At 58.4% G+C, this 25,833-nt stretch carries 24 protein-coding genes and 4 pseudogenes; 12 read left to right on the top strand and 16 right to left on the bottom strand.

What is annotated here, in order from left to right; genetic code table 11:
* Positions 1-70: 70 nt before the first annotated feature.
* The 3 genes from MHI61_RS00955 to MHI61_RS00945 form a co-directional block, all read right to left on the bottom strand.
* The gene (locus MHI61_RS00955) at positions 71-349 is read right to left on the bottom strand and encodes an ATP-binding protein (RefSeq protein WP_239789250.1); all 279 of its coding nucleotides are present in this window, start codon (positions 347-349) and stop codon (positions 71-73) included.
* Positions 324-530: a hypothetical protein gene (locus MHI61_RS00950; RefSeq protein ID WP_239789249.1), complete on the bottom strand. Its 207-nt coding sequence runs from the start codon at positions 528-530 to the stop codon at positions 324-326. Before MHI61_RS00950 ends, MHI61_RS00955 begins: the two co-directional genes overlap by 26 nt.
* Before the next feature lie 1,228 nt (positions 531-1,758).
* A complete protein-coding gene (locus MHI61_RS00945) occupies positions 1,759-1,935 on the bottom strand; it encodes a DUF3606 domain-containing protein (protein ID WP_004668584.1) in 177 nt (58 codons plus the stop codon).
* A 474-nt stretch (positions 1,936-2,409) separates the two neighbouring features.
* Between MHI61_RS00945 and MHI61_RS00940 the strand changes: the two genes are divergently transcribed.
* Both MHI61_RS00940 and MHI61_RS00935 read left to right on the top strand, forming a co-directional pair.
* Positions 2,410-2,604 (top strand): hypothetical protein, encoded by a 195-nt coding sequence (locus MHI61_RS00940; RefSeq protein ID WP_010068053.1) that lies wholly within the window; start codon positions 2,410-2,412, stop codon positions 2,602-2,604.
* Positions 2,605-2,663: 59 nt separating this feature from the next.
* Positions 2,664-2,775: pseudogene (locus MHI61_RS00935) on the top strand (IS630 family transposase); the annotation flags it as partial.
* Between the two features lie 210 nt (positions 2,776-2,985).
* Here MHI61_RS00935 and MHI61_RS00930 read toward each other — a convergent pair.
* Positions 2,986-3,163 (bottom strand): annotated as a pseudogene (locus MHI61_RS00930) (IS630 family transposase); the annotation flags it as partial.
* 174 nt (positions 3,164-3,337) lie between these two features.
* Positions 3,338-4,249, bottom strand: a complete 912-nt coding sequence (locus MHI61_RS00925) for a LysR family transcriptional regulator (RefSeq protein ID WP_029875814.1) — start codon at positions 4,247-4,249, stop codon at positions 3,338-3,340.
* Between the two features lie 241 nt (positions 4,250-4,490).
* Between MHI61_RS00925 and MHI61_RS00920 the strand changes: the two genes are divergently transcribed.
* The 4 genes and pseudogenes from MHI61_RS00920 (at position 4,491) to MHI61_RS00905 (ending at position 8,127) form a co-directional block, all read left to right on the top strand.
* Complete coding sequence (locus MHI61_RS00920) at positions 4,491-5,156, top strand: ABC transporter permease subunit (RefSeq protein WP_029875813.1); 666 nt, start codon at positions 4,491-4,493, stop codon at positions 5,154-5,156.
* A gap of 4 nt (positions 5,157-5,160) precedes the next feature.
* Positions 5,161-5,910 carry an ABC transporter permease gene (locus MHI61_RS00915; RefSeq protein WP_012489511.1) on the top strand — a complete coding sequence of 250 codons (750 nt, stop codon included), beginning with the start codon at positions 5,161-5,163 and terminating at the stop codon, positions 5,908-5,910.
* A 57-nt stretch (positions 5,911-5,967) separates the two neighbouring features.
* Positions 5,968-6,809, top strand: a pseudogene (locus tag MHI61_RS00910) (transporter substrate-binding domain-containing protein).
* Positions 6,810-6,890: 81 nt separating this feature from the next.
* Positions 6,891-8,127: pseudogene (locus tag MHI61_RS00905) on the top strand (CapA family protein).
* Positions 8,128-8,206: 79 nt separating this feature from the next.
* Here the strand turns inward: MHI61_RS00905 and MHI61_RS00900 are convergent.
* The 4 genes from MHI61_RS00900 to MHI61_RS00885 all read right to left on the bottom strand — a co-directional run bounded on the left by MHI61_RS00900 (position 8,207) and on the right by MHI61_RS00885 (position 12,657).
* Positions 8,207-8,692 carry a helix-turn-helix transcriptional regulator gene (locus tag MHI61_RS00900; protein WP_029875812.1) on the bottom strand — a complete coding sequence of 162 codons (486 nt, stop codon included), beginning with the start codon at positions 8,690-8,692 and terminating at the stop codon, positions 8,207-8,209.
* A 380-nt stretch (positions 8,693-9,072) separates the two neighbouring features.
* Entirely contained in the window at positions 9,073-10,479 is a 1,407-nt protein-coding gene (locus MHI61_RS00895) for a hypothetical protein (RefSeq protein ID WP_012489507.1), read from the bottom strand.
* A 2-nt stretch (positions 10,480-10,481) separates the two neighbouring features.
* Positions 10,482-11,735 carry an MFS transporter gene (locus MHI61_RS00890; RefSeq protein WP_029875465.1) on the bottom strand — a complete coding sequence of 418 codons (1,254 nt, stop codon included), beginning with the start codon at positions 11,733-11,735 and terminating at the stop codon, positions 10,482-10,484.
* A gap of 70 nt (positions 11,736-11,805) precedes the next feature.
* Entirely contained in the window at positions 11,806-12,657 is an 852-nt protein-coding gene (locus MHI61_RS00885) for an AraC family transcriptional regulator (protein WP_157214064.1), read from the bottom strand.
* Between the two features lie 289 nt (positions 12,658-12,946).
* Between MHI61_RS00885 and MHI61_RS00880 the strand changes: the two genes are divergently transcribed.
* Positions 12,947-13,960, top strand: a complete 1,014-nt coding sequence (locus MHI61_RS00880; protein WP_010007887.1) for a class I SAM-dependent methyltransferase — start codon at positions 12,947-12,949, stop codon at positions 13,958-13,960.
* 67 nt (positions 13,961-14,027) lie between these two features.
* The gene (locus MHI61_RS00875; protein ID WP_012489503.1) at positions 14,028-14,498 is read left to right on the top strand and encodes a hypothetical protein; all 471 of its coding nucleotides are present in this window, start codon (positions 14,028-14,030) and stop codon (positions 14,496-14,498) included.
* A 103-nt stretch (positions 14,499-14,601) separates the two neighbouring features.
* Here MHI61_RS00875 and traA read toward each other — a convergent pair whose 3' ends face one another.
* On the bottom strand, positions 14,602-19,278 hold the full coding sequence (traA, locus tag MHI61_RS00870; RefSeq protein ID WP_029875464.1) for a Ti-type conjugative transfer relaxase TraA: 4,677 nt from the start codon (positions 19,276-19,278) through the stop codon (positions 14,602-14,604).
* A 173-nt stretch (positions 19,279-19,451) separates the two neighbouring features.
* Between traA and MHI61_RS00865 the strand changes: the two genes are divergently transcribed.
* The 3 genes from MHI61_RS00865 to traG are packed head-to-tail and all read left to right on the top strand — an operon-like array spanning position 19,452 to position 21,878.
* Positions 19,452-19,739: a TraC family protein gene (locus MHI61_RS00865; protein WP_012489501.1), complete on the top strand. Its 288-nt coding sequence runs from the start codon at positions 19,452-19,454 to the stop codon at positions 19,737-19,739.
* A complete protein-coding gene (locus MHI61_RS00860) occupies positions 19,729-19,968 on the top strand; it encodes a conjugal transfer protein TraD (RefSeq protein ID WP_009983795.1) in 240 nt (79 codons plus the stop codon). The genes MHI61_RS00865 and MHI61_RS00860 overlap by 11 nt, the downstream gene beginning before the upstream one ends.
* Positions 19,959-21,878, top strand: coding sequence for a Ti-type conjugative transfer system protein TraG (gene traG, locus MHI61_RS00855; protein WP_012489500.1), 1,920 nt, complete (start codon positions 19,959-19,961; stop codon positions 21,876-21,878). The genes MHI61_RS00860 and traG overlap by 10 nt, the downstream gene beginning before the upstream one ends.
* An 8-nt stretch (positions 21,879-21,886) precedes the next feature.
* On the opposite strand, the gene MHI61_RS00850 is transcribed toward traG, so the two are convergent.
* Entirely contained in the window at positions 21,887-22,156 is a 270-nt protein-coding gene (locus tag MHI61_RS00850; RefSeq protein ID WP_009990963.1) for a type II toxin-antitoxin system prevent-host-death family antitoxin, read from the bottom strand.
* Positions 22,157-22,314: 158 nt separating this feature from the next.
* Positions 22,315-22,797 (bottom strand): hypothetical protein, encoded by a 483-nt coding sequence (locus MHI61_RS00845; protein ID WP_010066437.1) that lies wholly within the window; start codon positions 22,795-22,797, stop codon positions 22,315-22,317.
* Positions 22,798-23,300: 503 nt separating this feature from the next.
* On the opposite strand from MHI61_RS00845, the gene MHI61_RS00840 reads away from it, so the two are divergent.
* Positions 23,301-23,606: a WGR domain-containing protein gene (locus MHI61_RS00840; protein ID WP_012489498.1), complete on the top strand. Its 306-nt coding sequence runs from the start codon at positions 23,301-23,303 to the stop codon at positions 23,604-23,606.
* An 82-nt stretch (positions 23,607-23,688) separates the two neighbouring features.
* Here the strand turns inward: MHI61_RS00840 and MHI61_RS00835 are convergent, their stop codons facing one another.
* From MHI61_RS00835 to MHI61_RS00820, 4 genes are all read right to left on the bottom strand, one after another.
* On the bottom strand, positions 23,689-23,856 hold the full coding sequence (locus MHI61_RS00835) for a hypothetical protein (protein WP_004676096.1): 168 nt from the start codon (positions 23,854-23,856) through the stop codon (positions 23,689-23,691).
* 345 nt (positions 23,857-24,201) lie between these two features.
* Positions 24,202-24,525 (bottom strand): DUF736 family protein, encoded by a 324-nt coding sequence (locus MHI61_RS00830; protein WP_004676095.1) that lies wholly within the window; start codon positions 24,523-24,525, stop codon positions 24,202-24,204.
* A 604-nt stretch (positions 24,526-25,129) separates the two neighbouring features.
* Positions 25,130-25,528, bottom strand: coding sequence for a type II toxin-antitoxin system VapC family toxin (locus MHI61_RS00825; protein WP_008536014.1), 399 nt, complete (start codon positions 25,526-25,528; stop codon positions 25,130-25,132).
* On the bottom strand, positions 25,525-25,791 hold the full coding sequence (locus tag MHI61_RS00820; protein WP_004676093.1) for a hypothetical protein: 267 nt from the start codon (positions 25,789-25,791) through the stop codon (positions 25,525-25,527). Before MHI61_RS00820 ends, MHI61_RS00825 begins: the two co-directional genes overlap by 4 nt.
* Positions 25,792-25,833 lie beyond the last annotated feature (42 nt).

Genomic DNA, 25,833 nt, shown 5'->3' with positions numbered 1-25,833 from the left:
TCTTTGATCAGCAGCCGAATGATCTTTTCGCGTGTCTCGATAGACGCGTCGGGACCTGTCCCATGCCTTACTATAGATCGCTACCGAGCATCATCAATCTTGTACGGTCGTCGGCCGATAAAGCAGGCGTGTTACGGTCGGTCGAGAGCATCTCGAACTGGACCTCGAGATCACGCAATAGGATCAGCTTCTCATTCCAGCGCCGCTCCAGTTCGCCGGCGACCAACCGATTGCCCGGATCGACAGCATCATACTGGCGGGGCGCCCTGGCAGCCTCGTATTGTGCTTGCTTGATTAAGTTCTCGAGTTGCTGTTGATTGTCGCTATGACGCTGCGTGTGCGCCTCCATTGCCCGCAAGGCCGCCTCGAATTCCCAGAGGTTGCAATCGCTCGAGCACCTCCTGCGCCACGGCCCGATCGACCCGCATGCCGCCGAACCCGATACAGTTGCCGACCGCCATGGCGCCGAACGTGCCGCGACAAACATATCGCTGCGTATTGCCGCCTTTCCCGGAGTATTGAATGTGCAATCGGCGACCGCAGCGACCGCAACGGAATAGTCAGGCAACAAAGCTTGGCGCGCAGTTCAACGAGTTTGGTTGCCGAAAGGCGCGGCGCAGCTACGATCTCGATCGAACTTGCCGCAGGATCAAACATCCATGCCGGAATTTGAAATGAACCACCGTGTGCCAGAATGAGCAGATAGTGAACGCCTTCGTGCTCATGGCTGCCGGTTACCAGACGGTTTGGTCAACCAGTGGATGGAAGGGATAGGTGACCCTTGCTTCAAACGTCGGAAATCCGGCATTATGAACCCGGCTCGGAAGGCGGCGGCAGGACTTGGGCGACGATCGCGACGCTGCTTCAAACTGCATTTTGCCGCGCGCGGCAAAAGCACGTTTATACTGACCAGCAAACTATGCCGATTAACCGACTTTGCCAACGTTTCCGGCACCATAGCAGCCGCCTAGTCGGCATAGCTTAGGGTCTCTCCGTCGCCAAGGAGAGGACACATGAACGCAACTCAGGATCGCATCGCCCTATGCAGGAAGCTAGTCTACAGTCCACATCGGGACGACGATGCACGTGGCACTCGCTAAGCCTGTTTCGGGATCTGATCGACTGGCATGTCGGCAATGGAATACTCCGCAGGATTTAAGCGAGGTTCAGGTCGACCGCTTCCCTGAGCATCGTTTCAAACACTGGAGACCCAACTCGGGCGATTGATCGGCGCTCCGCCGCTCGCCTTTGGCGTTACGGGAGAATGGCTAATACCGACCGCGCTTCCTATTCAGCGCAGTGAGCACGAGAAGATCGACGATGCTGGCCGGTCCCAAAAACGGGATGGCAGCTTCTAGAAGTCGATTGAACGGACCGGTCGGGACCGGCGTCCGCACGCGGTGCCCCACGGTCTGTGGGCCTCTGAATTCTGTTCTGCAGGTAAAGTCAGCCGACGCCGTCGCGTATCGCGACTTTGGAGCTCGTTGGGTTCGCTCGCCAGCCCCTTCCTCATGCGATGCGGCTCCGCCCCTTGCAAGAAACGCTCCGGCGTCCCAATACTTTTGGCTTTGCTCGACGGCGCTGTATCCCGCAGCTTCGATAGCCTTGCTCCGAAACGCTTCCTGCGGGGTCGTCAACTCCTGCAGTCAGGCGCCTTCCGCCGCTGCGTTATGATCCGTCGGAGCCAGACTTTCAGCGGCTGTTTCCGCCGCTGACTTTATGGCTGCGGACCCTCACGGTTGAACTCTCCAACCCGGATTAGTGCCGGTCGAGTTCGGCTTCGACCTTCTTGCGACTGTTGCCTACGTTCTTCACGGTCTTCTTCACCGCTTCCTTGGAAATGCCTTCCTTCCGGGCTTCGTACTTCACCTCGTGATCCTGACCACCTGCGACGCGAGCACGATCCTGGCTGCGGGCTTTGGATGTGGTTGCCATGGTGAGATCCTCCTAATGTCGGTCCTTACGAACGGGCGCCAATTCAATAAGTTCCGGCCTCCGTTATGGTGAGGCGCGCTTCGGCGATGTCGCGGACGCGCTGCACATGGCCTCGGGCGAGATGGTTCACTTCGACGATGAGATCGCGCAAGGCATATCTGCGACCGCAGTTAATCAGTAGCGGACAATTCTTCCCAGGCAGTTGGTACGGCTCGTCGTGTGCCTATGAGCAAACCCATGGATTGATTGTCATAGAAAGCAGGACTAGAACAACAGCGCTAATGCAGGAGCGCTCGGCATCCGAACGCAGAACAAGATCGCGGCGGAAGCCACGCAAGAGCGTCGTCTGCGAAGAGAAACCAAGCGGCTCGGCAGGTTGCGGCTAACCTCTGACCGAGTCGGCACCACGAAGGAGCCAACCCATCGGGGACAGATCCCCCTCAGCCGCTACATCAACGTGATTTGGAGTTTGGAATGGATCAATTTGCTACCGCCGACAACACCTCCGCAGCCGCTCGTCGCCGCGAAGCCAGGATTGCGAAGGGCTACAGCCTTGAGGACCTGGCCATCGCCACCGGACTTACGGTCGAGGAAATCGCAGCGGCCGAGGAACCCCTTCAGATCGTGCCTCAGCACCACCTCGAGCGCATTGAGCATGTGATCTCATAGCTTCCGTCGCCACCGGCACGCGGTCCCGGTTTCAGGGGCCGCAGTCAACCACGGAGGGCGCGGAACGAAAGATCGATGCTCTATGGGACGTCCTCAGGCGCATTGATGCTCCGCTTCACGCCGACAGAATGCGCAAACTACTTCAGGGCTGCTGGATATGAGCCGGATTGAACAGGATTTGCTCTAGTCGATATTGCGTCCAATTGAAGTGTCATCCGCCATTTTAAGATAACTGCAGAATCACTTAAAGAGAACATGGCACCAATGATCGCACAAACAACCGGTCCGCTTCTGCCAACCGACGCAGTTCCGATTGTCGCGATGTTCTTCTACGATATGGCGCAACTATCTGCTCGGTGGCTTCAGGTAAGCCACCGCCGTTCGCGGCTTGTGGCTACTCATCCTGCCGGGCTGCGCTGTCCGTCGCGTCACGCGCCGCACCCAATCGATCGCGATGCTGATGCCAATGCGGAAGCGCTTGGACGCCGCCCGGCACCACACCCCTCCTGTATCACCGCTTCTACAACTTCTCGCGGTTATTCGAAACAGGTCTCGCCATCCAGCTCAGCCTCCTGACCGGCCAGAAGGATGAATCTGATTTGCGTCATCAGGGAATCCTTCTCACGGGTCTACCTAAAATCATCCCGCTCTAAGCTTACGCGCACAACTCGCGGTTCAGCATGAACTCGCAACATCTGTTTTACGGTGCGAGGGTCATACCTCGATGCGATCGTCAAGCAGCCCGATCTGTCAAAGCCGCGACTATCTCTTCCAATGCAAATCTTAGGCTATCACTCAGCTTTCGATCTTTTTGCCAAACGACGACGTAGTGATATATTGCCCCTGGATGAAATCGGCGGAACGCGACGCCGAAGTCAGCATATTCTCTCGCGATGATCTCGTTCGTAATCGAAACGCCGATCCCTGCCATAACATAGCCAATGTCGTGGCCATTGGCGTCATATTCCACGGCGATGTCAGGAGCGGTTCCCATATATCGAAGGGCATTGACGCTCATTTGGTGAGAGGCAAATTGCGGGTCGATATCAATGATCGCCTCACCGGCAAGATCTTCGGCAGTGACAAGCTGCTGTGCCGCAAATCGGTGGTTGACCGGAAAAAGACATACGTTGGTGGCCGAGCCGACCGGCACCCAATCAAGAATGCGCTCATCAATAGGCAATCGGGAGATGCCAAGATCCGAGCGGCCGTTTAACACATGATCTGCAATCTGCTCATACGTGCCTGTTTTCACCTGAACGGCGTAAGAGCGGCTTCTCTCCCGAATCCTTTTGACCACTTTCGGCAAGGTCGCGAAGGAAAAAGTGCTTGGCGCCGCGATGCCGATCATTCGCGTATCGTTGTTCCGCAGGAAGTCGATTGACGGTCCGATCCGATCAAGTCCGGCAAACGCCGCGTCGATTGTGCGTAGAAATTCCCATGCCTTGACGGTGGGGATCAACCTGTTGTTTTCCCGGCGGAAGAGCGCGAAGCCGACAGTCTCCTCTAGCTGCTTGATGTTTTGGCTGACCGCCGGCTGGGTTATTCGCAACATCTGCGCTGCGAGCCTTTCCGAGCCGGCGCGCATAACCTCCCGCAATATTTGAAGGTGGCGGATCTTCACTCCGGAGTCGGTGATTTCCATGGCCGGGAATCTCAATCGTGGTCGAGCGACGCGCCTCATAAGTTGCGCTTATTAAAACTTCCTGAATCTTATAAATTGACGGCGGCAAGTCAAAGTATATTTTTGACGTACGCCAAACTTAGAGCGCTGGTTAAGCTAATAAATCCAATCTACCCTCGGTTAAATCTCGGCAAGCTCTTAGTATATGTCGGGAGAATACCTTTCCGATTTCGGTGCGCTCGCAAGATATTGGAGACTTGCATTGTACGCATTTGTAGATCAATTTTTATCTGGATTGAAGAACACACTTTTAGTGTTTGCCTTGAGCTGCGCTTTCGGGACCCTATTAGGTTTGCTTATTGCCGTTCTCCGCAACTCGACCCGCAAGTCGGTTTCATCGTGCATGCGGGCCTACACGGGCATCATCCGGGGTGTTCCGGAACTTCTGATCATCCTCCTAACGTATTTCGGCGGAACCGCCCTTTTGAGCGCGATTGCCGGTGGCTACATCGAGATTAATGCATTTGCGGCCGGTGTCGCGGCACTGACCGTCGTGTTCAGTGGGTACGCCGCGGAAATATTCCGTGGTGCGATCAACGCGGTTGCACCAGGCCAACGAGAGGCTGCAGCAGCGCTCGGGCTTTCGAACTCGCAGATTTGGTTTCTGATCATCATTCCCCAGATGATCCCGATCGCTCTGCCGGCATTCTGTAACCTCTGCATCTCCTTGATAAAGGATACATCGCTGATTTCCGTCGTCGGGCTGACGGATGTCATGCGCGTCGCCTATATAGGCGCAGGCTCACTGCGCGCTCCACTCCCCTTCTATCTCGCAGCGTCTGCAATCTACCTCGCCCTCACAAGCCTGTCCCTTCTTTCGTTCCGGTTATTGGAGCGCCGCTATTCGCTCCCGGCGATGAAAGGTTGAGGCAATGAGCATGACCATCGCGCTTGAAGCGTTTCTCACCCTTCCCCGCGGCCTTCTTCTCACTCTGGTTCTGACATTCGCATCGCTTGCCGCAGGCTTCGCCGTCTCGGTCCCGCTCGCCTTCCTACGGGCATCATCAAATCCGTGGGCTTCCGCGCCCGTGCTGGCATATACCTATGCGTTCCGCGGCACGCCACTTCTGGTTCAGCTTTTCCTGATTTACTATGGGATTGGCCAGCTTCCCCTCGTCCGCCAAAGCTTTCTATGGGCCGTGATGCGAGAGCCGTTCTGGTGCGCCTTCATTGCTTTCACCCTGAACAGCGCCGCCCATACGACAGAAGTTCTGCGCGGCGGGATCCAGGCGGTCCCGCGTGGGCAGATTGAAGCGGCCAAAGCCTTGGGCCTTTCCCGTTTCCACACTGCCCGTCTTATCGTGTTCCCTTTGACCCTCAGGATCGCTCTTCCCGCCTATGCAAATGAGGTGGTTGGAATGCTGAAGGCAAGCTCCCTTGCAAGCACCATCACGCTGCTTGAGGTGACCGGGCTCGCCCGACAGCTGGTGTCGGAGACATTCGCCCCATACGAGGTCTTCATTGCCGCGGGGGCTTTCTATCTGCTGCTTACCCTCTTGATCACGCAAGGTTTCCAGATGCTGGAGACGCGTTGGACGCCGACGGCAAACCGTCCACCGCCGACGCAACCTGTACCTCGAAGAGCGAACGGAAAGCCGCCTCTCGCCTCGGCTGAAACTTGACGCCAGCCCACATCCCGGACGCCAACAATCAAACTCAGCAATGAAAGGAACATCGTCGTGAAACGAACACTTCTGCTTGCCCTGTCTCTTGTCGTCTGCGCCAACAACGCGGGAGCAATGGACAGGAAGACACTGACAATCGCCTCTGAAGGTGCTTCGCCGCCCTGGAATGCCATCACCCCCAAGGGGAGCTCGCCGGCTTTGACATCGACGTCGGCCGCGATCTTTGCCGGAGGATGAAGTTCGAGTGCACTTTCGTGCCTCAGGACTGGGACGGAATCATACCGGCGCTCACCGTTGGAAAGTTCGATGCCATCATGTCGGGGATGGCGATAACTGAGAAGCGGAAGAAATCGATCGCTTTTTCCAAGCCCTACGCCGGAGGTTTCAACCAACTCGTCATACGCAAAGATCTCGATCTTCCGCCCACGGATACGTCGGCCGAGCTCGACCTCACAACTATCGACCCTGAAAAGCAGGCAAAGATTGAGGAGCTTCGAGCCGCTCTCAACGGCAGAACTCTAGGCGTATTGCGATCATCGAATTCGGAAGCGGTGCTCAATGAACTGTTCGGAAAGGTCGCGACGATCAGGAGCTACGATTCCCAGGACAACATGCATCTCGATCTCGTAGCTGAGCGCATCGATGGCGGCCTTGCCGACTATTTCACCTGGAAAGCCTTCCTCGACAGCACGGATGGCGGGATTGCAACGCTCTACGGCCCGCGGCTCTCCGGTGGCCTGTGGGGCCCGGGTGTCGGCGTCGGGCTTCGGCAAGACGACGGCGAACTGGTTGCGGCATTCGATAGCGCCATCGAGGCCGCCACGAGCGACGGAACCCTGAAGCGGCTGAGCGAGCAATGGTTCAAGATCGATGTTTCGCCGCAGACATCGAACTAGACACTGGCTCTACGACACGCATTTCCCCCGAAGCCATAGCGCGTGAGCAGTCGGCAGTCCCAAAGATCGAAGGTAAACCATATGTCCGCACCCTTTTCCATTGCTGTCACCGGCCAGTCGCTCATCCGTCATGATCTTCGAGCGATCGGCGATCCACGGCTCGCTGAGATCGCCGAGATCCTCAAAGCAAGCGATGTTGCCTTCACCAATCTCGAGACGACTATCTATGGTCGTCATGGTGGATGGCCGCTCAAAGGCAGCTATTTCGGCGCTGCAGCGCCGGATGTCTTGGCCGCGTTGAAGGAGCTCGGTTTCAATAGCCTGGCTCTGGCGAACAACCATGCTTTCGATCTTGGACCGCCGGGGATCCTCTCGACGCTGGAGGAGGTTGCGGCACACAATTTCCTGCATGCCGGCATCGGCCACAACAAGCATCACGCTTCCACGGCACAGAAAATGACGTTCGGATCCCGAAATGTTGCGCTGATTGCCATGGACGCTGGGCCAGGCCCGTCTTTCATGTACGCTGAGGACGCAACTGAGGGCAGGATAGCAAGGCCCGGCATCAATAGGCTGAAGGTCTCCAGGGTATTCGACCTGGAAACGGGAACATTCAACCTGCTTCGCTCCATTCAAGAGCGTCTTCTAAGTTCGCCCTTGGAGCGCGCGAACTATGCCCAGCCGGAGAATCCGCCTGATCTTCATGGCCAAGACGAAATTGATTTCTATGGAACCGTGTTTCGCAGATCAGATGAGACGGCTCGCCGCATCGTCGTGGACCGGCACAGCGCCTGGGCTCACCTTTCGGCGATCGCGGAAGAAGCGGGCCGCGACACACTCGTCATCGTGTATTTGCATCATCACCATTGGGAGCCGAACTGGCAGCAAGTCCCCGCCTGGGTGCGAGAATTTGCGCACGATTGCGTGAACGCGGGCGCAGGCCTCTTTGTCAGCCATGGCGCTCCGGTCCTTCAAGCGGTCGAGATATATCGGAATACGCCAATTTTCTACGGCCTTGGCAACTTCCTCTTCCATACGGAAAAGGACGAACAGGAATGGAGCCCGCCGGAGGTGTGGAGAAGCGTCATCGCGACCTGCAATTTTGAATCTCAGCGGACGGCTGGAGAATATCCGCTTGCGCCCGATTGTGATCGGGGGAACCGAGGCATTATCCAATCCTGCACGCGATCGCCTCCCCTTCCCTGTGCTTGCCGATGGCAGAACGGCGGCAGATATCCTTGACGATCTTGCCGACCGCAGTACCGGTTTTGGCACTGTGCTTGACCGAGAGAAGAACGTCGGCCAGATCGTTTTTTAGATGCGGAATAAACCTGCAGTGCGCGACGAGAACTTTACGAACCGCTGACCAATTTGCGGCCGCGCTCTTGTTGGTCTTTTCATGGGGAAACGTCCTTGTGTTCTTCCATCTCTTCATCGACAATCGAGCTGACGAGGGCAACGACCCGGCTGCGCACACGCGGAGAAAGGAGCAAAACGTCGTCTATCAGACGCCGTCCCTCCGCCGTGGAAATGTAGGCAATCTTCTCATCGATCTCTGTTATGATTTGCTGGCCCTGAGTGGTTTCGGGATCTGGAAGACCTTCGAAAAACCTCGAAACAGGGATCTTGAGGCAATTGGCAAGCTCGTAGAGCATCGAAGCGCTGACGCGGTTCTTACCGCTTTCATATTTTTGTACCTGCTGCAAACTGACCCCGATGCCGGCGCCGAGATCCCCTAGGGATACATTCGACTGCATTCGGCGGATACGGATTTGCTGTCCGACATGCCGATCAACTGGATGCACCAACTCGCGCGCTACATTCGACTGTTCGGCTTGCGCAGGCCTCGAAGTCCGGACCTGTGCTGCTGCATAGCGCTTCATGGTGGACACCCCGATGGAGAGTTTCACGCGGTGCGCCCCCGCGGAATAACTCGCTCAACCCACTGATCGGGGAGTTAGAACACCGTGCTAGACGGCCCTGTGGCCTTTAGTTCCGAGGAACCTGGACATACGCCACAGGCTCCTCGACCGAAGGTCAAGGAGTGTGGTGCCGAATCGGCCGACACCAACCGCTAACAGGGGGTTCTAATCCCCAAGGCAGCGCGTACTGCCTCGCTGCCAAAGTTAGTTGAAATCCGCCCGCCGCGCAACCGAATTCTTTACAAGATTCAATAGCTTCGCTTTACGCGCGGACACTTGTCTCAAAAGCGAGAGGTCACGCTTCGGGCGGTAAAGTGGTCAGAAAACCAAAGGAGGTGCGATCAGCGGAACGCCCATTGCGAGGATTGTCTGCCCACTCTCCCGGAGGAATAGGCTACCGCAAGCTCCGCCCATAGGGGGTCCTGGGTGAAGCTGGAAAGGGGCCCGCAAGCGTCGATAATGCTCATCTTGCCGAACTGCCCGAGAAGCGTTTCAATTCCCCCACGGCTAAAAGCATTCAACAGCGAAAATGGCTCGCACGGCGAGGAGATGATGCGATGGCCCCAAACCCCCGGCCGTTCGTCCTTTGACAGTGCGTTGAGAAGCTGTGTGTCACGATGGTTGTTCCTCAACGCCTCGCAGAATGCCCAGCGCATCAACGGATAATAGATCGTATGCCGACTTCCACCCAGGACACGCACGCCAGGCAGGATCGACGTTACGATGAACATCAGCAGAAGGTTCGGAACGATCCGGCCAGTTCTCAGGGCCTCCACAAGACTTGGCGGCGAGAATTCAACACAGACATCATCTGTCTCCTTCGACCGGAGGACCCTGCCATCCAGCCAAAGTGGAAAAAGCCGCCCTTCAATGCAGCCCCAGAAAAAATGCGTCGAGTTTTTCAGCCAGCCTCGCCAAGCCGTGTCAGCGAGTTGATCGATGAAATGGATGAGGCGCATCGCGAATGCTCGGTCCTCGATCAACGAGGCTCGCAGCCAGGACCGGCCATCGGAAAGGTGGTCCGCGACCAGATCGGCAACGTCGCTATCATCAAGCTGAAGAAAGTCCACCTGGCTCTCAGAATACCGCTTCCAGAGGCAAAGATTTGCCGCTTTGATCGCCTCTGCCGCCGACTGGAATTCGCCAAGAGGCAAAAGGTCTCGCAAGTAGGAAATTGCCTCCGAGTCATCACCGGGCCTGTCGACGTTTTGAAGATGGAATCTGTAGCAGCCGTTTCTGCCAAGAATGCTGTAGGGGATCATTTTGCTGCGCGACAGGCCGAAGACATTGACTGCATCGCCATCGACGTGGAGCCAGGCCGGACCCTTGCGACCGCGTTCTACGAACTTCACTGTCGAGCAAGCGTAGGAGATATAGGATGTCCTGCCATGCGCGCGAAGTCCCATCAGGGAGAACAGATGGGTGTAAAATGCGTCAGGCTCGATCAACAGGTGGAGGTGGGGGCCACACTGCAGCACCGGAGCGACTTCGATTTCGGCTTGAAAGCGCGTCACGGCCCCTGCTGAATAACCCTGACGTTGCGCGACGGCCGCCACGCGTGACCGCAATAGAGACATTGCCTGGCTTCGCGCGACGCACCCCGATTGATCCGATCCAACCGAGAAAGCCGCCTTTGCGTAGTCGTTCAGCGATGCCTGCTCAAACTGACGCAACCAAGGGAATAATTCAAAAATGAGGGCCAACACCTCACCTTTTGAAACCAGGTCACTATTGGGCGACGTCTCCATCCTCAGACGAACCGCCTTTCCACCGGCGCTCCCCGATCCATGTTAAAGTGAAAGAAGAGCGCGACGGTCACCATCAGCGCCCCGAAGAGGCCGAAAATCCCCGAAGGTGGAATTGCGTCTCCGATCGTCCCGATGATGCCATACGCAAGAAGCCCTATCGAAACACAGATCGTGTGGATCTGGCTTCGCGCCCGCCCCAACATGTCAATCGAAACAGTCGATTGAACCCGTACATCGATCAGGATTCGCGTGACATTGTAGCAGAAGCCAAGCAACACCAGTTGAACGAGCGCGGACAAAAAGCTCTGGAAAACAGGAAAGCCCAACAGAACAATGCCAGCGAGCGCCGACTGGAAGAGGATGCTTTGTCGTCGCGAACGCGCCCTTCTGAGAAGAAGGGTTGAACAGCCCGCAATCGAACCGAGGGCCCAACCTGCCTCGAGATAACCGAACTCTAGCGCCGACCCCATGAGTTCACGGGTGACATATGCGGCGCCCAATACACTCACAAGCATGCCCATCGCATAGGTCAACGCATACATGACGGCGGTGGTCTTCAGTGAGTGAACGACGAAGGTCATCGGCAACAGATCCATCCGACGAATGCTCTTTGCCTGCAAATCCGATCGAGAACGAGAAAGCGGCAGTCGGCCGAGTGCCAGCAGCCCCAACAGTGATAGGCCGAAAAAGGCGCCAGGGAGGATCGACGTCAGATTCATCCCGATGGCGGTTAAGCTGTACCCGGTGACGATGGCGGCGATGAGATTGCCCGCCTGCATCGCAATATAAGACGCCGAATTGAATGAAGTGAGGTTTTTAGGACGAACGATGTCTGGAATGATGGCCTGCAGCGCAGTCGAATAGGTTCTGTCGAGGAACGCGAAGATGGTCCACGATAGGCAAAGAACATCAAGTGGGTGACCGAACGAGAGACCAATGCCCGTTGAAAATATGAGGATCAACCTGGATAAATCGCAAGCGATACAGACGAAGCGACGATCAAATCGATCAACTAGAACCCCACCAACATTGCTGGTGAGCAACTCGGCGGCACTGCCGAGCGCCAAAAGGATGGCGAGAGCGCTCGTGCTCTTGCTGACATCTGTCGCAACCCATGCCGCCAGCACGAAGTAGACATTGCGGCCGGTGGCCGACGCCAGAACACAGAAGAGATAGATGCCGCGAGAGGCATAATACCCCATGCCGCTGCTTTCTGTCGCGCCCACTTCATCCACACTCCCTACTGGCAGGTTCATGGGGACATGCTATTCTTCTGAATAGCTGGCGGCTTTCATGAATTTGATATTATCTCTCGTCCAGAACCAGCTATTCTTTCCAGAGCGCCCGGTACTCGGCAGGGGAAAATCCCGTCTCTCGGCGAAATCTGGTCGAGAGGTGGCTCCCGCTGGAGTAGCCACAGGCGATTGCGATCTCGGTCACGCTGATCGCAGTTGTGCGGAGAAGGTCGGTCACGCGTTCAAGCCGGCGCTGGTTATAGAAGCCATAGGGCGTCGAGCCTTGCGACTGCTTGAAAGCGCGGGAAAAATGCTCGTAGGTCAATCCCGCCTCTTCAGCCAGAGCGCGCACGCTCGGAGGTCGATCGATGTGAGCTTCAATTCGCCCTATCACCCGCTTGAGAACCGTAGGAGACAATCCTCCTCGAGACAATCTGCCAGATGTGCCGGAGCGGCGCTGCAGAAGTCCGAAGATAGCCGCTAGGTGCCCTTCAACGATCAGACTCCCTACGGAATCGTCGTGTGAAAGTTCTCCGGCAATCTGCCGCGCCAAGCATTGGATTGGCAGATCTCTAAATCCAAGCTCCGGACGTAAGGTGCCTACGCGCGGGAGCTTGGTCGTGAGGTTGGAAAAAAAATCCTGCGTCACGGTTATCATAAGATAACAACCCTCAGCATCGCCTTCATCCCAACCGCTCCAATGGCAACCGGGCGGAATGTAAACAAGCGAGCCGTCTGGACGCGGACTGAACTCGACTCTTCGTCCGTCCACAAAATTTTCGCCGGATGCCGCCGTACCCCTTATGTTGAGGAAGATCAGGTGGTCATCCGCGACAACGTCGATAACCTGTCGCCCGAGACTGCGCCGGCGAACGACATCTGCGCGGGCATGGCTCCAAAGGCCTTGCTGGTGAAGAATGATCTCCCCTTGTGACTTTTTCATCCTCTCGGGGTGAATTGATGGAATGATCCCCACTCGAAAGCTGCTCCCCTGAAAAACCGGTGTGGTAGCGACCCTACCTCACCCCAAGTTGTCAACAAGCCAGGCTTTAACCTCAGGTCGAATTTCATGTCAATTTCATGAAAACCAATCAAAATCGTGGATGCGAAAACATGACGTTCGCGATCATCTTCTGCCGACATCATCGCTGACGGCACAATCTTTTCGGGATGCGCGATTTCCCTCCTGAATCCCAAAAACGCGATGGTGCGAGAGAAAGGCAGGCTTTCGCATGCGTGAATTTGCCGACTTCATTGAGGAGTGCGACCGCGCCCCTCGCCTTAACGAGCTTTCTGAGTTTTTTTCGACCACCGCATCCGGTGAGGCCGGAATGCCTATCCGTCCGCCCGAGCTCGATCGCCGCTTGTTTCCAGTGGACATGACGTTCAGGCGCTTTTCAGCCCTTCATCCGCTGCGCCGAGGTCCATTCGATAAGCACTACTTGAGCAGCATACCCTACCGCCTCGAAGAGGAGTGCCGCATAGGCGGCGCGATCCTCAAATACGCGCGGGCCAGAAAGGGTCAACTGCAACTCTACACGCTAGGTACAGCCGAGGGGACGATGGCTCGTGTGATCGGCGAACTTGGCAAGGGCAGGATAGAAACGCTGTCATGCAGTCCCAACGTCGAAAACCTTAGAAGCTTCTATGCCTATGGCGTTCCTCCTCATGCCATGTTTTTTCACGGACCATTTCATCATTTGACATCGCAAAGGGTCCAAGAAGACGTGAAGCTCCGAAAGTTTGGCAGCGGTTTCGATATCATCCTCGAGGACACGACTTTCCAGATGTATTCGCCAAATCGCTTCGATCAGATCCGTTTCGTCTCGCAGCATCTCAAGACCAACGGGCTCTTCATGTTCGTCGAGAAGTTCAGGCATGAAGACGACGAGGAATATCGGCGGCGGGAACGCCAGAAGGACCATAGCTTCAAAGCTCGCTTCTTCAGCGCGTCAGATATTCGCGCGAAGGAAGAGACGGTGCTGACGCGAATGGATCGAAACGAAGTCACCCTTTCGGAGATGAGCGAAACACTACGCCGGTTCTTTGGACACTCATTCGTCACCTGGAACAGCGGCAATTTCTACACGCTTGTCTCCAGCAACAGTCAGCAGAATCTCGACCTATTCCTATCGAAGCTGTCCCCACCCGCGATTCCGGCAGAATATGTCTATGCGGACCTTCCCTACCGCCTTTATCCGGAATCCGAGGCAAGGCGGCTATCGGGGCGATCCTGGACCCTTTAGCGATTCCTCATCTTCACCGTCGCGTGAGCGCAACTGCGTCACGTCTTCACGAACAGGCAGGAACAGCATGAAGAAATCAATTGGCGAAGTCCGTCACTTCGTTGAGCTGAGCCCGCCGTGCAACGCGCATCTGGTCCTGCCACGAGCGCCATCATTCGCGGGTGAGGAAGATGTTCCAAAGTGCGTGCACGTCGCCGAGGCGTGTGTCGCAATCTCGCGCACGCAGCACGTTGCCGACAAGATCTGCACGCAAATCGAGGACTTCTACCAATCCCTCGTCTCCGTGGGACCTGACAGACTTCTAGCTTTCGAAGGTGGAGGCGCGATCATAAGGCCGACCAGTGAAAGCCTGTTCTTCACAGTTTCAGCGCGAGACCTCGTCACTTTCTGTGGCATCCGCGCGCTGCTGGAAGCAGGCTTGTTTCTGGCCACGTCCGTGTCCGAGGGGGCTATAGAGTGGCTTCACGCAGACAGCACGCGATCTGGTGAAACCTGCAATCGCCTCTACAACGACCGTTGCGGAACGGATGCACAATAATTTCGTCCGCTTCGCCACCCAAAGAAAGATCGATCTTCGGACAATCGGGTGATAGTGCTTTTTCAATCAACCATACATTTGTCCGCTCTCTTTTTCCCGACCCTCAGAGGTTGATGCCGCGACTGCGGTTGGCGGTCTGTTGGCGCCGCTCCACTATGATCTGCTCGCTGCTCTGCAGGCGGACAGTCTGCTGCAGGACCTTCAGCCGCTCCTGCATCGCCGCGAAAGCTCCGCGCTGCGCCGGTGGCACTACGTTGGCGATATCCTTATCGCCTCGGACGAGGGCATTGCGACCAAAGCGCTCGTCGAGCGCTCGGCTGACAGCGGCAAACTCCCGGCCAATGCCCGGATCGAGGGAAGCGGCGGAAACACTCAGCTTCCTGCTGTCCTTGCTCACCTCGACCGTCAGGTGCGCCAACGCCTCTTCCGCAGCTTTCGAAAGAGCTGGAATGGCAACCGCCATGCGCCGCCGTTCGTCCGTGATAGCCTGGCGTTCGGCATCGAGGGCATTGAGGTGGGCCGCACCGAGCGCGCGCAGGCGCGCTGCAGCTTCCGGCACGGCCGCCACAGCCTCTTTCCGCTCTCGGCCAGAGGTCAGCATCCGGTCCATCAGGCGATCCGAACCACGCAAGGCACCATAGGCGGCAGGATTGTTGGTCACCGCGGCTCCAATGCGCTCGGCGGCAAAACCTTTCTGGAGAAGTTCCTCGATCTTGCCGACGACTTCAGCCGGATCGCGCCAGATTGTCGTTGCCGCGTTCGCCAGTGCCGCACGCTGCTGGCGATAGACAGGCGAAGCAAGAGCCCGAGATCGCGCCTCGTCGTCGATCGGAACCTTGAACTCGGTGACGGCGGCAAACATGGGCGGCATGATGATTTTCTCCGTCCCTGGCTCTTTGCTCAAATCGGCACTCGCGCCGGCGACGACCTTCGAACGATCCCGACGTTCGGCGAGGTGCTGCTCGTCGGCAAAGCGTCGCACGGCGTCGAACAAGCGGGTCAGCTTTCCGCGCCATTCATCCGTCAGGTCCTCCGGCATGCGCTCGACAATGTTGCGTTCAGCGATCGCATCCGCCTTCGCGCTAAATGCGCTCCAGCCAAAGCGGGCCGTCAAAGCTTCGCTCACCGCCTTGATCTCCCGCACCACCGATCGATCTTTGGCGGCGAGCGCAAAGGCCGTCTTATAAGCATCGTCCCCGCCCTGGCTGCGCACCGCCTCGATTTCCATCAGACGTGCCATGGCGCGTTCGGAGAGCGCCGGGATCGACAATGACATATGCGCGCGGCGCGTCTGCTCGCGCAGTTCGAACCGTTCGGCGTTCCTGCGGAACTCGGTCGCATGGGCACGGGCCATCGGAAGCAGTTCCTTCACGGCCGCGACAGCGAGATTGCGCTCTTCACGCGCCGCGCGTCCGTCGACGATCAGCTCGGAGCCACGCAGCCGGCCAAGCCGACCAGGGGCTGCCGCAAGGTCGTCGGCGAGCCTGCGGGGTGCGACCCCGATATCCGACGCCAGTGCATTCAGGGAGACGAGCGCTGCATCCGGATCCCGGTAGATCTTCTGCAGCAGCGGCCGCAGGATCACCTCCCGCTCCGTCCAGGCCGGCGACGCAAGCTGCGCCAACCGCGCATCCTCCTCGACGCTGCTGACAAAGGACGTGGCCGGCGGGATCAGATAGCGTGTTTCAGCAGCACTTGCGCCCGAGACGGAGTGGGATGCAGTTCGCGCGTCACTGGACGTCGCTTCGACCATCGTCTGGCTCCGCTCTTCATTGTAGGCGACCCGCCGTTCCCGCTCGATGGCAAAGCCGAGCGCCACGCTTGCCCTCTCCCAGAGCTTTTCCACCTGCTCCCGCTTTGCGGCAATCCACGCCCAGCGCCGGGTAAGGCTTTGCTCCATCTCGGCGGCGGCAAGCGAGAGATGATCAAGCCCGCGGCGCCGGGCGAAGTCGTTAGCGTGTGCGCGGTAACTGGCCTCGCTCTCAAAATCGAGCGTCGTCGTCTTGGCACCGGAGCGCGACAAGCGTTCGACGAGCGGATTGAAGAGTTCCGGCCGATGACTTTCCCGCTCGATGCGCTCCTGTCGTGCGCTAGCGGTCTCGACCTGGCTGGCCGTCCAGACGTTGCGATCGACCTCCCTCTCCTCGTAATGCTTGTGACCTGTCTTCTCGTCGACTACGGCAATCTGGACCTTGACCCGCTCGACACCATCCTTTCTGAGCGTCACGGTGTCGCCTTCCTGGATGCCGGCCTCCTCGAGTGCCTTCGGCAGGCTCACGCCCCAAAGCCGATGGACGGTTCCGTCGTCCGCCCTGACGTCGGCATAAGGGCTGTCGTCGGCATCCTCGTCATCAGGCCGGAATTTGGCTTCGCCGGTTTCGACAAGCTCGCCGGTCACACCCGTGGCATGATCGACACGCGGCTTGCGTCCCCATTCAGGTTTTGCCGCAAAATCTTCTTTGGCCGCATAAAGATCGACGCGGTCGCGATGCCTCGTCATCGACACATAGGTCAGATGCTGGTCCATCATCCCGGTTGCCAGCACGAAGGTGCGATCGACGGTAGCGCCCTGCGATTTGTGGATCGTTGCGGCATAGCCGTGATCGACATGTCGATAGCTGTCTTCGCTGAAGACGAGCTTGCGGCCGTTGTCGAGCAGAACCGAAAGCAGCGGATCTCCACGCTTGTCGCCGGTGGAGACGACGGTGCCGAGCATGCCGTTCTTCACATACTGTGGCCCGGAGTGCTTGGCGCGCGGCTCAAGGAAGCGAGCGTTCTCCAGGAAGATGATCCGATCGCCGGCGGCAAATTCCCGTACGCCCCGCTCGCTCCGGAAGCTGCGGCTTTCACTGAGCGCTCCCTCCTGCGTCATCACCGATCGCAGCGCCTCGTTCAACTTGCGAACATCGTCGTTGGTGTGGGCGAGCACCAGCAGTTCATCACCGCGAAGGCGGCCATCCCCGCCCTCAGACGTTGATCGCTCTATTGCCTCTCTGCGCGCAGCAGCCCAGTCGGAGACGATGCGATCGATCGTTTCCTCGCGTGACCCTGCCTCGACCAGATGGCCATGCCGGGCATAGGCGTCGAGGCCCTTCTCGACCTCGCCGCGGGCAAACAGCCGCGAGGCATTACGTGCCCAGGCCTCACGCTGGCGGCGCACGCCGACAAGCTCTGCAAAGCCGATGCGTTCGGTAATTGCCCGGAAGGCAGCACCGGCCTGGATCGGCTGCAGCTGCATCGCATCGCCGACCAGCACGACCTTTACCTCAGCCTCCTCGGCAATCTTCAGCACACGGGCCATCTGCTGCGAGGCCACCATGCCGGCCTCGTCGATCACCAGCACATCACCGCGATGGAGCGTATCGCGCCCATTGCCCCAGGCCAGTTCCCAGGAGGCAAGCGTCCGCGACTTGATGCCGGAACTGTCTTGCAGCCCTTCCGCGGCCTTGCCGGCAAGGGCTGCACCGATCACCCGGTGTCCCTCGCTCTCCCAGGCAAGACGTGCGGCAGCAAGCAGCGTCGATTTGCCGGCGCCGGCAAGGCCTACAATAGCGGCAATGCCACCATCACCGGTGACATGACGGACAGCATCGACCTGCTCTGCATCGAGCCGAAACGGATTCTTTGGATCGCCGCTCTCCACGCGTTCGATCGCCACCGTCACATTCCGCTCGGAAACACCGAAGCCGCGACGCTCCGACAAAACCCGCGCCGACTGCGCCATGTCGTATTCGATGCGCAGCATCTCCCGCGTCGTAAACACCGCGGGCTCCGACACCTTTCCTGTCTCTGCCTCGATCTCCTGCGGCTTCAGTATGACCAATTGGTCCGACGCCATCAGCCTGGCGCGGATGTTGGCAAAATCGGTGGGATCGTCGACGTAACGGTGCAGCGCCCTGGCGATATCCCTCTCGTCGAAGGTAGAGCGTTCATTGCCGAGCTGCTTCAGCAAAAGCTCCGGCTCTGAAAGCAGCCGATCGGCCATCTCCTGGCGGCGGGCGAGATCGGCCGGCGCGAAGTGGAGCTCCCTGCCCTTCCTCGCCAGCGCCGCCTTCTCCGGCCCGAGATGTTTTTGCGCGATCCCGTCGAGGCCCTGTTCGGCATAGGAGCGACCGTCGAGGCGGATGTCATGTCCGGCCAGCGCCAGATGCCGGTTGGCCGTTTCCGCCCAGGCGATCTTCCACGCTTTCATCGTTTCCTTGTCGCCCGCCCAGACTTTGTAGACGATCTTGCCGTTCGGGCGGTCCGGCGTGACGACACGCAGCGGCTTGCCACCCTCACCAAGCACTGGAACCTTCTTTGCCCCGAACCCCTCCTCCGTCGCCGGCCGGAGCGTCGTCATCAGGTGGATGTGCGGGTTGCCGTCCTTGTCGTGATAGACCCAGTCGGCGATCATTCCTTTCGAGGTGAGATTGTCGCGGACGAATTCGCGCACCAGCGTGATATTCTCGGCCCGCGTCAGCTCCTCCGGCAGCGCGATGATCAGTTCGCGGGCGAGCTGCGCATCTGCCCGCGTCTCGAAGGCGTCAACGGCATTCCAAAACACTTCGCTGGCCTTGCTGACGGACTGACCTGATATCGCCGACCGCAGCCAATCCGGGATCTCATCCGGCAGCGCCAGTTCCTCATACATCAGTTCGCCCGCCCCACCGCGATAGCTGAACGACGTTCCCGCCTGCTCGTCCATCATCCGGGCGCGGTGGCGATAGGCGGCAGCCGAGACGATGCTGCGTCCCGATCCCCTGCTGATCACCTGCGCTCTGACGAACATGATCGCCACTGGCGTCTCCAGACTGGCCCAAGCACGTCGCGACAGCGACGTATATTGCGCCCTCAAACAGATCGGACCGAAGGGCCGATGCCGCTTTTCTGGTTGCACGGTAGCGCATTTTACTGTTTTATTCTAGTTAGTATAATCGCCCCTTCGACATCAAAGCAGAAAAGGAACCAGGAATGGCGACAAAATCATCGATTTCCGATCTCGACGCCCAGATCGAAAAGCTGCGCGAACGCAAACGATTGTTGATAGTTAAATCGGCCGAGCGGTTTGCCCGCGCCGCGACCAGAACCGGGCTGGCGGAGATGGAGATCGCCGACGAGGAGATCGATCGGATCATCGAGGAAATCGCCGCGCGATTTCGGAAGGGGGAAAGGAAAGGCGCCGCTGGCCCCACTCCTCAAACGCGTCGACCAGCAGATAGCGGCGCTGGAGCGCAGGGGCAGGTTCCAAATGACGGCTGACCGCAAGCGCGACACGCGCGAAAAGATCCTGCTCGGCGGGATCGTCGTCAAAGCCGGGCTATCGAAGGCGGATCGGGCGTTCCTGCTCGGCGGCCTCATAGAAATGGCAAGGCTCGTCCCAGGCTCCATCGAGCATCGGCGGCTGCGCGATATCGGCGAAGAGGCTTTCAAGGTCTCCTCTCTGAGGAACGGTTCATCGCATCTCGAGGAGAAAGTAAGATGGGCCTAAGAGGGAAACCGCATCCGAGCCTGTTACTCGTTTTGGTACCGATCGCCGTCACCACGATCACAATCTACATTGTTGGCTGGCGATGGCCGGGACTTGCCGCCGGCATGTCCGGGAAGATAGAACACTGGTTCCTGCGCGCAGCACCTGTGCCGCCTCTACTGTTCGGACCTCTTGCCGGACTTCTGACAGTTTGGGCCTTGCCGCTGCATCGGCGAAGGCCGGTCGCCATGGCAAGCCTTTTGTATTTTCTCGGTGTTGCCGCGTTCTATGCGCTGCGCGAATTCGGCCGGCTTGCACCTGCTGTGCAGGCCGAAGTGATCACATGGGATCGAGCGCTGTCCTATCTTGATATGGTCGCAGTCATCGCCGCCGTCGCCGGCTTCATGGCAGTGGCGATGTCGGCCCGCATCTCCGTCGTCGTCCCAGATGAAATAAAACGTGCCCGGCGTGGAATATTTGGAGATGCCGATTGGCTGCCCATGACGGCAGCAGGAAAACTGTTTCCGCCGGAAGGGGAAATCGTCGTCGGTGAGCGCTATCGGGTCGACAAGGAAATCGTCCATGCGCTTCCCTTCGATGCAAACGATCGTAGCACCTGGGGACAGGGCGGGAAGGCGCCATTGCTCACCTACAGACAGGACTTCGATTCCACCCATATGCTGTTTTTCGCGGGATCGGGCGGATACAAGACCACCAGCAACGTCGTCCCGACGGCGCTGCGCTATAGCGGGCCGTTGATCTGCCTCGATCCCTCCACCGAGGTCGCACCAATGGTGGCCGGACACCGAGCCCGCGCCCTCAAGCGCGAGGTCATGGTGCTCGATCCGACGAACCCGATCATGGGCTTCAACGTGCTCGACGGGATCGAAGCATCCAAGCAAAAGGAAGAGGACATCGTCGGCATTGCCCATATGCTGCTGTCGGAAAGCCTTCGCTTCGAAAGCTCGACGGGATCCTACTTCCAGAACCAGGCGCACAACCTCCTGACCGGTCTGCTCGCCCATGTGATGCTCTCGCCCGAATATGAGGGCCGGCGAAGCTTGCGCAGTCTCCGCCAGATCGTTTCCGAACCGGAGCCCTCGGTGCTCGCTATGCTGCGCGACATTCAGGAGCATTCCGGTTCGGCCTTCATCCGCGAAACGCTCGGCGTCTTCACCAACATGACCGAGCAGACGTTTTCGGGCGTCTATTCCACAGCATCGAAGGATACCCAGTGGCTGTCGCTCGACAGCTATGCCGCGCTCGTCTGCGGCAATGCCTTCAAATCGAGTGATATCGTTTCGGGCAAGAAGGACGTCTTCCTCAACATCTCCGCATCGATCCTGCGCTCCTATCCGGGCATCGCTCGTGTGATCATCGGCTCGCTCATCAACGCCATGGTGCAGGCCGACGGCGCCTTCCAGCGCCGGGCGCTGTTCATGCTCGATGAGGTCGATCTGCTCGGCTACATGAGGGTGCTCGAGGAGGCGCGCGACCGCGGCCGCAAGTACGGCATCTCGATGATGTTGATGTACCAGTCGGTCGGGCAGTTGGAGCGGCATTTCGGGAAGGATGGCGCGACGTCATGGATCGATGGCTGCGCTTTCGCCTCTTACGCAGCGATCAAGGCGCTCGACACGGCGCGCAACGTCTCTGCGCAATGTGGCGAGATGACGGTGGAAGTGAAGGGCAGTTCCCGCAACATCGGCTGGGACACGAAGAACAATGCATCCAGGAGATCCGAGAACGTCAACTTCCAGCGCCGGCCGCTGATCATGCCGCACGAGATCACCCAGTCGATGAGGAAGGACGAGCAGATCATCATCGTCCAGGGGCATAGTCCGATCCGCTGCGGCCGGGCGATCTACTTCCGGCGAAAGGAGATGGATCAGGCAGCTAAGGTCAATCGTTTCGTCAAACCGGTGCTATGATCGTGGTTTTATGAGCGGCCCACCTCGTCCTCGCCGGCATAGGCGTCGACGGCGTTTTCGAGTTCGGCAAAAAGCTCGTCGGGCATCGTTTCGATAGTGCCGACGGTGCGTCGGTCTGCCTGCCTGATCAGTTGCTGATAATCTTCGATATTGAGGAGAACCAGCCGGGGTTTGTTCCGCTGGGTGATCGTCACCGGATGGCGCAGCGCCTCGACGATGATGTCGCCGGATTTACGTGAGAGGTCACTGGTTGAATACGTCCCGCTTGGCTTCGGCATATGGGCTTCCTTGTTGCTATCGCTGGGATTTACAGCATTTACAACATTACTGTGATTGTTGTGAAACTTCGCAGCCGTCCTTCCTCGGCTCACTTGAGGGCCATCGGCAACTGAGAGGCAACCTCGTCTGTCGCCTCTCAATATGTGAGATGGTGCTGCTACCACCATGACCAAACGGCGCGCCCCGCATAGACCGGGATGCGAGTTGCCAACGTGATATCCTTGATGATCGGCGCCAGCGAGCCGAGTTCGTCCGCAATCAGCGCAACGAGCTCAGGATAGTTGATATCGACGCCAGTGTCGTCGGCAGCCCAAGCGCTCATCCAATCGCCGCCGTTGACGCGGAATTCACGCGTGTCGTAATCAAATTCGAGTTCGTCCAGCAGATTGATAGTGAAGCGCCCGAAAATCTCGATCTCGCCCTCCAGCTGATATTCGGCGAATTCATCCTCCCCGATGAGAACACTTCTTTCCAATTCCATGATGACGCGGATCCGATCGATTGCCGCGTCGAGCCCCTCAACCAGGCGATCGTGAAGCTCTCGTGAAAAATCGCTGTCGCAGCCGAAGCGGTTTGCCAGGACGACGAGCCGGAAGCCGGCAAGCTTGGTGTAGAGCATGAGGTTCTGATCGGTTGTCACAATGTGATTTCCTTCATCTTGATGACGGAGATCGGCCACTCTGTTGCAAAGAGGGGTCAAGGACCGCGGAACGCGGCTCGCAAGCGGGGGAACCGATTTTTCCAGAGCGCAGTGAAACGCAGCAGCGGAAAAATTGGGGGAGACGCGCCGTCCTTGACGCCGGATTTGCTGGAGTAAAATTGGACGTCAGAGAGAGAAGAGACCCGCGGACCCGAAGGGGACGCGACCGTTTCCGGCGTGAGCCGGCAGCAGGTGTCGAGGATAGAACCCCGCCCTGCGGCTAGGCAATTCGCTCACGTCATTCCGCGAGAGGGGGCGTGACCGGAGGCGCAGACGGTGTTCGGGCTCCGTGAGCGGAGCGAATAGCACCCGGCAGGCGATTGGCCGGCTCGCCCAAATCCATGATCTTCGGCTTCGACGATCATCACAAAAATGAATCGGTGTGGGCCGATCGATTCATAAGTGTCGTTAGACGCAAAAGCTGGAAGAGGCGACTCTCCGTCATGCTCACTCAACCCTATCAGCTCTACATCGAACGCACGGACGCGACGAAAAACATGGCGCGCTTCTACGCGCTCGCAATCGAACCGACGTTGTTCGGCACACCTTGCCTGACGCGGCGATGGGGACGCATCGGAACGATCGGACAAGCCATGGTGCATCACTTCGACAGAGAGGAGGATGCAGTCCGTATGTTCCTCGAACTTCTCCGATCAAAACGGGCGCGCGGCTATAGGCCGAACACAAATGCCGGACGGGAACCCATGGTCCGGGCTGTCCGCGGAAGTCTTCCTGGTCCTTGCCGGTGATTATCGGCGTGAAGCGCAGCTTCGGGTCGACGCGCCGGTCGATCCGGCGCGCCGGCCCAGGCGAGGAGGCAAACGCCGCGCCTCAGAAGGGTGGCGCGGCGTCGATGGCGCCCTCCTGCTCGGCGATAGCCACCCTCAGTTCGGCCCGAGCGATCTCCAGCTCCGCTTCGATCTGGCGGCGCTCAGCCGGATCGGCGTTCCTGAGCTCGGCCCGCAGTTCCTCAACCTGAATTTCGAGTGCAATCGTCATCGTCGTCATCTCCTGAAATGTGAAAGATGACGCCCGGGGTCGTGAGGATCGGGCCGGGTCAAGGATCGCGTCAGCGACCGGCGGAGCCGGCGAGCGGAGGAACCGATTTTCTGACGGTGCCCTTCAGGGCGCCGGCTGAAAATTGGAGGGGCCGCGAAGTCCTTGAGGCGGCACGAGCCTCACGGCAGACTTCAAGTATCTGGGCAGACAGGGTCCTTGGTCTCGTGTGGCACGACAGGAGGATTGAAAGCGGGCTCGATGCCCGCTTTCAATCCCGCTATTGCGCGCAAAACTTGAGATACGACGAAGCCGGCCCCGATTGCTCGGGGCCGCTCGCTTTGTTCTTCAGTTCGGGCTGTTCCAGAGGATCACCTTCTTGCTCGGATCGCCGCCGGGTGCCGGTGCGAGATTGCCGAAGATCACACCGATCTCGGGGGCCTCAAGCTTCACTGAGAGGTATTCCTCGCCGGTCTGCCGCGCGATGCGGTTCCAGGCGGCGCCGATCTCGAAGCCCGTCTTGCGGTGAATGACGCGGTAGTCGGGCGCTTCTTCGCTTGCCTTGCTGGCATTTGGGACGATGGCGATCGGGGCGTTGACCCGGATCGTGGCGAAGACGCCTTCGAGGATGCCGTCGGTCTTCTGCGTGAGCGTTGCGATCGTGGTGGCCATGGTTGTTGTCTCCGGTTGCTCGGGACCATTCCCGATGGCGCACGAAGAGACGGCCGACCTGCTGCGGTCAGCTCGCCTGAAAATTTTGCAAAATTCTATTTTCCACCAGGACAAGCGAACCGAAATCGAATTTTGCAAAAATTTCGGGCGAAGTCTTACCCTTCAGGGGTTGGCCGCAAAAGCAGGCGGTCGTCTATATGAGCGACATAAAACGGGAATGGTTCGGGGCAATCGAAGGCTGCGACAAACCATCATGGCCCCCTGGTCCAAGCACTGGGGGATATTGCCGCGCACTCCACGGACGCTTCGCCCGCATGTCGATCAACATAATCCCTCGCCCACTCCCGGCTGCGGCAGGCTGTGAGCACCTCGATAGCATTTCTGCTGATCGGCGAGGTCGCCGCGGCACCGCATTGCCGTCTGCAGACCGTGCTCCAATCCCGGGTGAAGCTGTTCACGCGGGTGTCGAATGAGTGATCTTCCCCAAACGTGCCCGCTCCCAAGCACCTGAGCCGCCGATGGGTCGCCAGGTACATCGCCATTGGCAAACACGCACCCGGAACAATCTGAGCCGGCTTCATCCGCGGAGCCAAGCTCGGTGAGATCACAAGGCAACAGGATCGGAGCAAGTCACAAACGGAATGCCATAAAGCGCGACATTTTGATCGTCCGAAACCAAATACGCTCCCTCCGCCACGGCTTGCGCCATGAGCAGATGATCGAAAGGATCGCGGTGATGAAGTGGAAGAGCAGCGAGAGCGATAAGATGCGCGTCCGAGATATCCAGCCGGTCGAAACCTTGATCCGGCAAAATCGCAACAATCTCTTCGATATCGGCATCAAGTTTGCCGATGCGCAGCTTCACAGTGATTTCCCAAAGGGAGACAGCACTGACGAGGACATCATTCTCGGGATCGCCGATAAGGCGACGCGCATGGTTCCCTAGCTTCTCGTCGTCGTTCAGCCACCACAGCAAGGCATGTGTATCGAGCAGCAGCCTCACGTCCCGTCTTCCATGGACTTCAGAACATCCGCCGGCAGACCATCGAAGTCATCGGCAACTTTGATCTTTCCGCGCAACGCGCCTGGTTTCCGCATGACGACGCCGGCTGACGGCGGGCCGATTTCGGCGACAACCTTGTGATGGGACGTCAGGACGAACCGCTGGCCGTCTTCGACCTGCTTGAGGAAAGACGTCAGGTTGCCGCGAAATTCCCGCACGCCGACACGGCGGGGAGATGGTATCTGCTGCCGAGATTGGGTCATGGCGAAGCTCCGTTTCAACGGCAAATGTGTACACAATTTTTA

The sequence above is a fragment of the Rhizobium sp. K102 genome, from assembly GCF_022385315.1.
GTDB lineage: Bacteria > Pseudomonadota > Alphaproteobacteria > Rhizobiales > Rhizobiaceae > Rhizobium > Rhizobium croatiense.
The sequence above is the reverse complement of the archived record's forward strand: the minus strand, read 5'-3'. Positions and strand labels throughout refer to the sequence as shown.

Excerpts from the sequence above, each read along its gene's own strand:
- MHI61_RS00955 (WP_239789250.1), bottom strand. The coding sequence starts at position 349 with ATGGAGGCGCACACGCAGCGTCATAGCGACAATCAACAGCAACTCGAG.
- MHI61_RS00945 (WP_004668584.1), bottom strand. The coding sequence starts at position 1,935 with ATGGCAACCACATCCAAAGCCCGCAGCCAGGATCGTGCTCGCGTCGCA.
- MHI61_RS00940 (WP_010068053.1), top strand. The coding sequence starts at position 2,410 with ATGGATCAATTTGCTACCGCCGACAACACCTCCGCAGCCGCTCGTCGC.
- MHI61_RS00925 (WP_029875814.1), bottom strand. The coding sequence starts at position 4,249 with ATGGAAATCACCGACTCCGGAGTGAAGATCCGCCACCTTCAAATATTG.
- MHI61_RS00915 (WP_012489511.1), top strand. The coding sequence starts at position 5,161 with ATGAGCATGACCATCGCGCTTGAAGCGTTTCTCACCCTTCCCCGCGGC.
- MHI61_RS00900 (WP_029875812.1), bottom strand. The coding sequence starts at position 8,692 with ATGAAGCGCTATGCAGCAGCACAGGTCCGGACTTCGAGGCCTGCGCAA.
- MHI61_RS00895 (WP_012489507.1), bottom strand. The coding sequence starts at position 10,479 with ATGGAGACGTCGCCCAATAGTGACCTGGTTTCAAAAGGTGAGGTGTTG.
- MHI61_RS00890 (WP_029875465.1), bottom strand. The coding sequence starts at position 11,735 with ATGAACCTGCCAGTAGGGAGTGTGGATGAAGTGGGCGCGACAGAAAGC.
- MHI61_RS00885 (WP_157214064.1), bottom strand. The coding sequence starts at position 12,657 with ATGAAAAAGTCACAAGGGGAGATCATTCTTCACCAGCAAGGCCTTTGG.
- MHI61_RS00880 (WP_010007887.1), top strand. The coding sequence starts at position 12,947 with ATGCGTGAATTTGCCGACTTCATTGAGGAGTGCGACCGCGCCCCTCGC.
- MHI61_RS00875 (WP_012489503.1), top strand. The coding sequence starts at position 14,028 with ATGAAGAAATCAATTGGCGAAGTCCGTCACTTCGTTGAGCTGAGCCCG.
- MHI61_RS00865 (WP_012489501.1), top strand. The coding sequence starts at position 19,452 with ATGGCGACAAAATCATCGATTTCCGATCTCGACGCCCAGATCGAAAAG.
- MHI61_RS00860 (WP_009983795.1), top strand. The coding sequence starts at position 19,729 with ATGACGGCTGACCGCAAGCGCGACACGCGCGAAAAGATCCTGCTCGGC.
- traG (WP_012489500.1), top strand. The coding sequence starts at position 19,959 with ATGGGCCTAAGAGGGAAACCGCATCCGAGCCTGTTACTCGTTTTGGTA.
- MHI61_RS00850 (WP_009990963.1), bottom strand. The coding sequence starts at position 22,156 with ATGCCGAAGCCAAGCGGGACGTATTCAACCAGTGACCTCTCACGTAAA.
- MHI61_RS00840 (WP_012489498.1), top strand. The coding sequence starts at position 23,301 with ATGCTCACTCAACCCTATCAGCTCTACATCGAACGCACGGACGCGACG.
- MHI61_RS00835 (WP_004676096.1), bottom strand. The coding sequence starts at position 23,856 with ATGACGATTGCACTCGAAATTCAGGTTGAGGAACTGCGGGCCGAGCTC.
- MHI61_RS00830 (WP_004676095.1), bottom strand. The coding sequence starts at position 24,525 with ATGGCCACCACGATCGCAACGCTCACGCAGAAGACCGACGGCATCCTC.
- MHI61_RS00820 (WP_004676093.1), bottom strand. The coding sequence starts at position 25,791 with ATGACCCAATCTCGGCAGCAGATACCATCTCCCCGCCGTGTCGGCGTG.